The sequence below is a fragment of the Allobacillus sp. SKP2-8 genome, assembly GCF_007559355.1.
GTDB classification, from domain to species: domain Bacteria; phylum Bacillota; class Bacilli; order Bacillales; family Alkalibacillaceae; genus Allobacillus; species Allobacillus halotolerans.
The window spans coordinates 4,915-13,557 of sequence record NZ_VMHF01000028.1 but is presented as its reverse complement, the minus strand read 5'-3'; the positions used below and the strand labels follow the sequence as shown (position 1 = coordinate 13,557).

At 42.2% G+C, this 8,643-nt stretch carries 10 protein-coding genes; 5 read left to right on the top strand and 5 right to left on the bottom strand.

All coding sequences use genetic code 11. The annotated features are described in order from the left end of the window. Both FPQ10_RS13160 and FPQ10_RS12380 read left to right on the top strand, forming a co-directional pair. On the top strand, positions 1-204 hold a 204-nt coding region (locus FPQ10_RS13160), incomplete at its 5' end, for a hypothetical protein (RefSeq protein WP_186278684.1). Between the two features lie 156 nt (positions 205-360). Further along, positions 361-855 (top strand): VanZ family protein, encoded by a 495-nt coding sequence (locus FPQ10_RS12380; protein WP_144163806.1) that lies wholly within the window; start codon positions 361-363, stop codon positions 853-855. Positions 856-876: 21 nt separating this feature from the next. Here the strand turns inward: FPQ10_RS12380 and FPQ10_RS13550 are convergent, their stop codons facing one another. Further along, positions 877-1,044, bottom strand: coding sequence for a hypothetical protein (locus tag FPQ10_RS13550; protein ID WP_144163805.1), 168 nt, complete (start codon positions 1,042-1,044; stop codon positions 877-879). Between the two features lie 136 nt (positions 1,045-1,180). Between FPQ10_RS13550 and FPQ10_RS12370 the strand changes: the two genes are divergently transcribed. Further along, on the top strand, positions 1,181-2,212 hold the full coding sequence (locus FPQ10_RS12370) for a nuclease-related domain-containing protein (RefSeq protein WP_144163804.1): 1,032 nt from the start codon (positions 1,181-1,183) through the stop codon (positions 2,210-2,212). Here the strand turns inward: FPQ10_RS12370 and FPQ10_RS12365 are convergent. Together FPQ10_RS12365 and FPQ10_RS12360 are read right to left on the bottom strand one after the other, a co-directional pair. Further along, complete coding sequence (locus FPQ10_RS12365; RefSeq protein ID WP_144163803.1) at positions 2,161-2,445, bottom strand: hypothetical protein; 285 nt, start codon at positions 2,443-2,445, stop codon at positions 2,161-2,163. The genes FPQ10_RS12370 and FPQ10_RS12365 overlap by 52 nt on opposite strands. Before the next feature lie 151 nt (positions 2,446-2,596). Next, positions 2,597-3,679 (bottom strand): AI-2E family transporter, encoded by a 1,083-nt coding sequence (locus FPQ10_RS12360; RefSeq protein ID WP_144163802.1) that lies wholly within the window; start codon positions 3,677-3,679, stop codon positions 2,597-2,599. A gap of 137 nt (positions 3,680-3,816) precedes the next feature. Here FPQ10_RS12360 and FPQ10_RS12355 point away from each other — a divergent pair, with 137 nt between their 5' ends. Next, positions 3,817-4,302 carry a hypothetical protein gene (locus FPQ10_RS12355; RefSeq protein ID WP_144163801.1) on the top strand — a complete coding sequence of 162 codons (486 nt, stop codon included), beginning with the start codon at positions 3,817-3,819 and terminating at the stop codon, positions 4,300-4,302. Positions 4,303-4,313: 11 nt separating this feature from the next. On the opposite strand, the gene FPQ10_RS12350 is transcribed toward FPQ10_RS12355, so the two are convergent. Beyond that, the gene (locus FPQ10_RS12350; protein WP_144163800.1) at positions 4,314-4,916 is read right to left on the bottom strand and encodes a hypothetical protein; all 603 of its coding nucleotides are present in this window, start codon (positions 4,914-4,916) and stop codon (positions 4,314-4,316) included. A 322-nt stretch (positions 4,917-5,238) separates the two neighbouring features. On the opposite strand from FPQ10_RS12350, the gene FPQ10_RS12345 reads away from it, so the two are divergent. Next, a complete protein-coding gene (locus tag FPQ10_RS12345; protein ID WP_144163808.1) occupies positions 5,239-6,738 on the top strand; it encodes an APC family permease in 1,500 nt (499 codons plus the stop codon). Between the two features lie 459 nt (positions 6,739-7,197). Here FPQ10_RS12345 and FPQ10_RS12340 read toward each other — a convergent pair. Beyond that, on the bottom strand, positions 7,198-8,643 hold a 1,446-nt coding region (locus FPQ10_RS12340), incomplete at its 5' end, for a S8 family peptidase (protein ID WP_144163807.1).

Sequence of the window (8,643 nt, the reverse complement as noted above, 5' to 3'; positions counted from 1 at the left end):
GTTCAAAGAAAGTGGTTAACCGTTCAAAAAGCAGCGCAGATCGTTCAAAGAAAGTGGTTAACCGTTCAAAAAACCGCACAGACCGTTCAAAGAAATCGACTAACTGTTCAAAGAGTATTGCTGACCATTCAAAGCATAGCGCTGACCACTCAAGAGGACGCTTCATCAACACTCACGGAAAGTGTCTATCAACTCAAGCGGTAGCATCTTTTGCTCCAAGAAACGCCTTCCCACCTAACAAATCCTCCAAAATTTACTTTTCCTTTTGACGAAATCAGCTATACTAGATAAAGAGAATTTTACGTCCAGATACAGATTGTCATGATCGTATTTTTTGATGTTAAGAAGTAGGTGCTTTTCATGAAACGAATCTTACTTTATTGGATGCTCCCTTTGGGTTGGGCAGCAGTCATTTTCTATACATCCTCCATGCCGTCGAGTGACCAAGATATCAAACCGGCTTTGAGCTTTCTGGCAATTGCCGAAACCTTTGAGCCAGTGTTGCGCTTGATTGAATTTCAATACTATGGAGAAATCCGAAGCGTCGAAGCGAACGGACTCTTGCCATTCACAGAATTCCTCATCCGAAAGCTCGCACATTTCGGTGTCTATTTCGTGTTGGCTATATTGATGTTTTTTGCTTTGCAAAAAACGACCTCATTGAAGTTAATCTTTAGCCTCGCGTTCGCATGGATGCTCACCGTTCATTTCGCGATTGTCGACGAATTGAATCAAAGCTTCACACCAGAGCGAACACCCTATTATTTTGATGTCGCGATTGATAGCGTCGGCGCGTTGGCCGGATTGTTGTTATGTGGCTTGTTTGTTTGGTGGAAGGAGCGGAAAGGTAGGTAGCTGGCTGCCTCATGAGCAGATCTAGCTGCCCGACCAGCGCGTGCAACCGCTCGACGAAGGCGTGCAACCGCCCGACGAACGCGTGCAACCGCCCGACAAACGCGTGGAACCGCTCGACAAACGCGCGGAACCGCTCGACAAACGCGCGGAACCGCTCGACAAACGCGTGCAACCGCCTGATAAACGCATGCAACCGCTCGACGGAGGGTTCCAGCCACCCGACTACAGACTAGAAACCACTCAACTAACTATGTTTCCTCCCTTGCTTAACAGCTAGTTTCGACTATAATTTTAAGTAGAAGATTAAAAAGGAGAGATTATTATATTGTCCACGATCAAAGCACCTCACAATGTGCCACCCCATGTTCTTATGCTCCAAGCACTTTATCATCGACTCCCACAAAGCCACGACCAATTCGCATACATCGAGAAAAAAGTACAGAATGAACTCGCCGGTTTATATGGTGAAAGTAGATTGCTATATCCACTCAGTAAATTTCCAATCCCAAAAGTGAGTATGCCGAACATTCGACTTTTCATCGATTCAAGTTATTTTCAAATTGATCATCTTATTCTGACATCAAAATTTCTGCTTATATTAGAATCAAAGTATTATAGTGCTGACCTGACTTTCGATCAAGTAGCACATCAGGTCGTTCAACGTATAGATGAAGAATATAGAGTTTATGATGATCCTGTTCTTCAAGTTGAGGAGCAAGCATATCAACTTTCCAATTGGTTTAATGCTAATGGATTTCCAGAACTTCCAATTGAATCATTTGTCGTTATGACTAACCCACGAACCAGATTGCGAATTGATGCTACGAATAATCACCACGCTGAAAAAGTCGTATCACTGCAACGCCTACCTTCCTTATTCCGTGAATTAAATGCTAAATATGAAAAAAATATCATTTCTCCAAGAATTCTTAGTGAACTTTCCCAAAAATTGATCCAACAACATAAACCGTATTTACCGAATATTTTAGAAAAGAACCGAGTATCAGAAAATGAATTGTTAAGAGGAGTCTATTGTTTACAATGTGGAAAATTAGGAATGAAAATGATTCAGAAGCGATGGCGATGCCCATGTGGCTATCGAGATCGGACGGCTCATGAAAATTCTTTGAAGGATTATTTTTTGTTGATAAGTAATGAAATCAGTAATCGAGAGTTTCGTGAATTTACTGGCTTAGAATCTAGACACACTGCAAGAGATATTCTTAGGAGGAATTCTAGTGAGTTAGTCGGGAAAACGAATGTTATTAAACATAGATTGTCGTATGATTATAAAACTGACTTCAACTATTTAAATATAATTACAAAGTTCTTGCAAACTAGAAGAAAAAATAGATGAATATATTTAACCAAGTGAGCTAGCCGCTCGACGAACGTGTGCAACCGCTCGACGAACGTGTGCAACCGCTCGACGAACGTGTGCAGCCGCTCGACAAACGCGTACAATCGCTCGACGAACGTGTGCAACCGCTCGACAAACGCGCACAACCGCTTGACGAACGTGTGCAACCGCTCGACGAGGCAGTGCAACCGCTCAACGAGACAATGCAGCCGCTCGACAAACGATTTCAACCGCTCGACGAGTCAGTGTAGCCGCTCAATAAACGGCTCCAACCGCTCGACAAACGGCTCCAACCGCCCGACCAAGGCACGCGCCTCACGCGCCCGCCCGACTGAACAAAAAAACAACCCCCGAACCGCACGGAGGTTGTTCAATTAGCTATTAAAACATTTCCTTATTTCGTAGTTTGATAATTTGCCAAATGTGGCTGACGATGACTTTCCCGACGGCGTATGCTGGAACAGCGACAATCATCGCTACGATCCCACCGATACTTCCGGCAAATAGTAGCAGGAAGATAATCGTGATCGGGTGAACATCTAATTTTTTACCCATGACCTGAGGTGAGATCAAGTTGCTTTCGATTTGTTGGATAATGACAATCATGACGACAACGAGTAACGCTGTGACCGGTGATTCAAAAAATCCAACGATAACACCAGGTGCTGTACCGATCCAAGGACCGATAAACGGAATGAAGTTTGTAAATAAGGCAGTCAGTCCGAGAATCAGTGCGTACGGCAAGCCTAATATTAAATATCCGATATAAGCAAGAGCACCAACGAAGCATGCGACGATGACTTGTCCTTGAATGTATGAACTCAATGCTTCATCCATATTATCAAGAATTTCTTCGGTGTCATCACGATACTTTTTCGGCAAAAAGCCGATTAATCGTTTCGGCAGTCGTTCGCCATCTTTCAATAGATAAAAAAGGACAAAAGGTACAACGATTAAAATGACGATGGTGCTCGCAATCATGCCGACGTAGTCTGTAATATGGGTCGCGACGGTAGATAAGATTTCAGTCAATCGACTTTCTAATCCTGTTAACCATTGTGTAATTGAATCTTCTTCTGGTGCGATCGTCTGAAACCAACTACTATCCTGAATATTCAAAAGCAATTGGTTCGCATCATCAATTAGATCTGGAATGTTATTCACGAAGTTATTGAACTGCTTTTGGATCTCAGGTGCACCAAGAACAATTAGTCCGGCGATTAGTCCGATGCCAGATAAATACATAATCACAACAGCGAGTGGTCTTGGAATTTTCTTGGAGAGGAAGTCGACGATTGGCCGTGTTAAATAATATAAAATACCTGCGATAATAATCGGAGTAAATAAAGTCCGCACTAAAACGAAGAGTGGCTCAAAAACAAACTGCACTTTTTTCGCCAATAATAAAATCAATAGTACTATGATAATTCCATAGCCGATTCGGAACCATTTTCCGTTTGGCACAACATCACCATCTCTCTATCACTTTTTGCTAGTTTTATTGTAATACAGCAACGGGTTCCTGTCTAAATATAATAAACAAATCTTAAGAAAATGAAACATTACGTGATATAATGAGCAAGAGATAAGGAGGCTACAGTATGGAACGCCGACCGAGAAAAGACTTTAGCGAAACAATGTTGAAACCGTTGTGGAAGACGCCATGGTTTTGGTTGATCATTGTTGGGTTATTTGCCCTGACCCTACCGATCGCTGAAGATGGAGAAAAACAAATCCCTGAAGATATCAATGACTCCTTTTATTATTCCGCACGTGATGCCTACCAAGATTTTATGGACGGTTGGCTTGATCGCCAAGTGCCTGAAGATTCCGTTTCTGTTGAATGGACGAACTATCAGTATGAAAAAATCCAAACGGGAACAGAGGCAGCAGCTGATCGTGAACCGCTATCTTCAACCGAAGAAGAGGTCATTGTATTGCTCCATACGATGCTTACCGAACTAGAAAATTATGAAGAAGCCTGGTCGAACGATCAAGCTTATGAGCGAGAGCCTTTTTTCTCCACTGCCAGTGAGGTAGCCAATAAGTTGAATATTGAATCCGAGGATGCAAGCACAGCGGAATAATCATCACCGATTCATTCCGCTTCCCCAGCCGTAAACAATTCGTCTGCTTTCTCCATTACCCGTTCAACGAGTTTCTTTTTGGCTTGTTCATATTTACTTGTGAACTTTTTCTCCAACCGTTTTCCTTCATCAATATCCGTATTTTCTTTCAGCTCTGTCAAAAATTCATCAAAACGATTGTCGATCTCCTTTTCGAATTCACGTGCTTTTTTTTCATATTTAAAAAACAACATACTTTGTGAAAGAGCATTTTCTTGATCTGCCAGGTCATCTTTAAATTCATCTGCCAATTCCTTGACTTCCGTTAAGGTCTGTTGATGTAACTGTTCAAATTTTATATCGTATGATGAAATTTCATTCGGCTCTTTAATGGCAGCAACAGGTGAGTCTGTTTCATGAGATTCTTTTGTCCGTTCTTGGGCGACTTGTGGCATAGGTTCTTCGGTGATTTCCACAGAATCAATATCGGTTGTTTGAAATGTTTCTACCGCTTCTGGAAATCGGTCGATCCACTCGGCGACAGATGAAGATTCCATATAAGAATAAAACCGAATGCCGTTAGTAACAACTATGTATAAAAGAGATAGGATGAACAAAAGGAATATTTTCTTCACGAACTTCATGTAATCACCTAGCTTTCTACACCATTATCGACTAAAAAAAGCCAGCTTATACGGTATGAAACGATAATTTTTTTCGGAAATTCCGCTGTATGATACGAAAACTTATCGTATTTCAGTGAGAGAAAAATATAAATAATCAATTTTCACTTATTGCTATTTATTCCTTCCTTTAACTAGCTCTTAGACCAATCGAACAAAATAGTTAAAAAATTTAATGATACAATACATATCGGATTATAAAAATGCTATTCGGGTATAGTTATTACATTGATATAAATAGAAGGAGTCCGTTGTTTTGAGTAGAGAAAAGAGAATGAACACTGAAAAGAGAGAAACATTAGATCGTACGTTGAAACCTCATTGGGTGTGGGCGATCGCACTCGGTTCCTCGATTGGTTGGGGTTCTTTCGTCATGCCGGCCACATGGATGGGACAAGCGGGGCCTGCTGGAGTCATTATTGGCCTTGGGATTGGCGCCTTATTGATGGCGATCATCGCCATTAGTTACGGTGTGTTGATCCGCAACTTCCCTGTTTCTGGTGGTGAATTTGCATACGCCTTTTTAGGGTTAAACCGAACCCACGCGTTTATCAGTGGATGGTTTTTGACCTTAGGTTATATATGTATCGTTGCGTTGAATGCAACGGCTTTTGCCTTAATGTTAAAGTTCATTTTTCCGGATTTCATTCAGCAAGGCAAGCTATATGAGGTTGCTGGCTGGGAGGTTTATATAACGGAAATTGTGATTGTTTCCACCTTGATTTTACTGTTTGCTGTCATGAATATCCGTGGCTCTAGCTTATCTGGACGAATGCAATTCTTTTTCTGTCTATTGCTCATCCTCGCTGTTGTGACCGTTTCCTCGTTTATGGTCGGCAGCCCGGAAACGTCACTGGATAATCTATCGCCAGCTTTCGCACCTGACATTTCAACCATCGGAGCGATCTTGACGATTGTTGCGATTGCACCGTTTGCCTATGTCGGCTTCGATAACGTACCGCAAGCGGCTGAAGAATTTAATTTTTCATCGAAAAAAGCGTTGACCTTGATCATGTTGGCCATTATTTTTGCATGGGTGATCTACGCGTTGATGATTGCCGCAACCGCTGTCGCAACCCCTTGGATTGGAACGTCTGAAGCGGGTTATTTATGGGGAACTGGTACGGTAGTTCAAGAAATACTCGGTTCGTGGGGACTCGTCGTTTTGGCAATCGGATTATCCATGGGAATCTTCACTGGACTGAATGGATTTATGATCAGTTCCAGCCGTGTATTATTCGCAATGTCACGCGGAAAGGTCTTGCCAAGCGCGTTCTCCCGATTGCATAAAAAACATAACACACCGTATTGGGGCATTATTTTCACGGCAATCATTGTCCTGATTGCACCTTTCTTTGGCCGGAATGTCCTCGGATGGGTTGTTGACATGTCATCTGTCGGTGTATCCATTGCTTATTTCTACACTTGTTTTACGGCTTTTAAAATTTTACGGTGGAAAGATAACGGTGAAGTCGATACAGCACGTGAAATCGTCTCGCCAGGGAAAAAATCCATTGCCATGCTCGGCATGATTTCATCGATTGGATTTTTACTTTTGTTGTTAGTACCAGGCTCGCCTGCTGTACTTGGAAAAGAATCCTTTATCGCTTTAGGTATTTGGATAGTTGTCGGCCTAGTTTTCTATTTAGTAAAACGGAAAGATTTAATGAGCTACAAACGGAAAGATCTCGCTTACTTTATCTTGGGTAAAGATCAGTTCAATTTAAAAGATTCGAAAGATGAAGAAAAAGAATTTACGGACGGAGCGGTATAAACGGATTTATAAGGATGCGGAAGAGTTTTAATGACTCTTCCGTTTTTTGTTTTTTTAACAGTTGATGAGCAATGTTCTTTTTACAAATTGAGCGCAGAAAGCCATATTTTTATTGCTACCCGTGTTTCGAACGCTTGTAATAGAGAATAGCGCGCCATTTTTGCTTGCTACCTTAGAATAGAGTGCTTCTAATCGAAGGTAGAGCACCAATTTTCCGCGCTACCTTAGAATAGAGCGCTTCTAATCGAAGATAGGGCATAATTTTTCCGCTCTACCCATGAATAGAACGCTTCTAATCGAAGGTAGCGCACAATTTATCCGTGCTATCATTGAATTTACTTCAACTTTTGTCGTCGGCTCACAATCTTCTTCATGCTTGAACGCTTACGTTCATTTCCACTTCTTCAACAATAAAAAGGCACTGACCGAAGTCAGTGCCTTTCTTTCTCGATAACAATCTTATCTTACCGCCTCAAATGCATTCAAATGGCCATTGCCAAACTTTTTCTTCTCATTACCTTTCACTTTCTCAACGCCTTTTTTGAATAGGATATTTTTCACTTGATTTGGCTTCAATTCACCATTATGCTGGTCGATAATCAAAGCAGCAACTGCAGATGCTTTTGGCGTTGCCATGGAAGTACCGACGCTGAAGTAGTAACCGGAACCTTCTGAGTCCGCACTCATTGTGAATTCATTGTAGTGCATATTATTGGCTAAGTATTCATCGAGACGGCCTTCAGCTTCGTACTGATCGTATAGGCGTGTGTCACCACCGACCGTAGCTAGGTCAACAAATCCAGCGCCGTAGTTTGAATAAACAGCTAATTGATCGTTTGGTCCTGTTGCAGAAACGTTGATGATTCCTGCATAATCAGCTGGAGCAATTTTCGCCGTTCCACGCAATTGAACATTTTCGCCAAGGCTTTCATTGATGAATTCAACGACTTGTTTGTTGTTTCGTGCATCCAATCCGTCGTTTCCGGCTGAAGTGACGACGACTGCACCTTTGCTTTCAACATATTTAAGCGCCCGTTTATAAGCGACCATATCTGCGCTGTTGTTTCCTGCGTTCTCCCATTTGCCTGTTTCAGGATTCTTTTCGAAAACTTGTCCGAGATAATCAAAGCCACCAAGGCTCATGGAAAGGACATCCGATCCGTCATCTGCCGCTTGTACCATTGCGGATAAGATCCATGGAGTTTCAGCAGAGCCGAGTCCGAAAACACGATAAGCGCGTAGTCCTAGATCAGGACCGACACCTAGCATGTTTCCATTACCGGCAATGTGGCCAGAAACGTGACTTCCGTGTCCGTGAAGGTCTTGAACTTGACTCACATCACCAGTTTCCCAAGGTTCTGTGCCACGGAAACCACCTGCAGGGACAAAGTTTTTAGATCCTTCAACGATATTTGGAGCTAAGTCAGGGTGCTGCAAGTTAATTCCTGTATCGAGTACAGCGACGACAGTGTCGTGAGAACCTGTATGAACGTCATAACTTTTCCCGTTTTCTGTAATTCGCTGAACATCCCACTGAAGCGGCCACATGGCAGCTTGTCCAGGGTCTGCAGCTTCTAATTGCGCGTCAATTTCTTGCTGAGACATTTTTACTTTTTCTGTTTTTTCTAATTCCCATTCCAATGAAGGGGAAGCGGCTGCGACACTATTCAATTGGTTTAAGTCCTTTACTTGGCTCGGTGTACCTTTTACTTGGTAATAGCCTAATTCAGGTACTTCATAGACAACCTCTGCACCCGTATCTTTCAAATCCTGCTTAAATTGTTTAACCTGCTTGCTGTTGTTCAAGACGACAGAGTAGTATTCCTCAGACTCTTGAGCAGATAGTGCAGAAACCGAGAAGATCAGTACAAATAAAAGAATGGATAGTGAAACGAGTTTCTTCGT

Bases quoted from the DNA above. Each gene is read 5' to 3' on its own strand.
- FPQ10_RS13550 (WP_144163805.1), bottom strand. From the start codon at position 1,044: ATGCGTTTATCAGGCGGTTGCACGCGTTTGTCGAGCGGTTCCGCGCGT.
- FPQ10_RS12355 (WP_144163801.1), top strand. From the start codon at position 3,817: ATGGAACGCCGACCGAGAAAAGACTTTAGCGAAACAATGTTGAAACCG.
- FPQ10_RS12380 (WP_144163806.1), top strand. From the start codon at position 361: ATGAAACGAATCTTACTTTATTGGATGCTCCCTTTGGGTTGGGCAGCA.
- FPQ10_RS12345 (WP_144163808.1), top strand. From the start codon at position 5,239: ATGAACACTGAAAAGAGAGAAACATTAGATCGTACGTTGAAACCTCAT.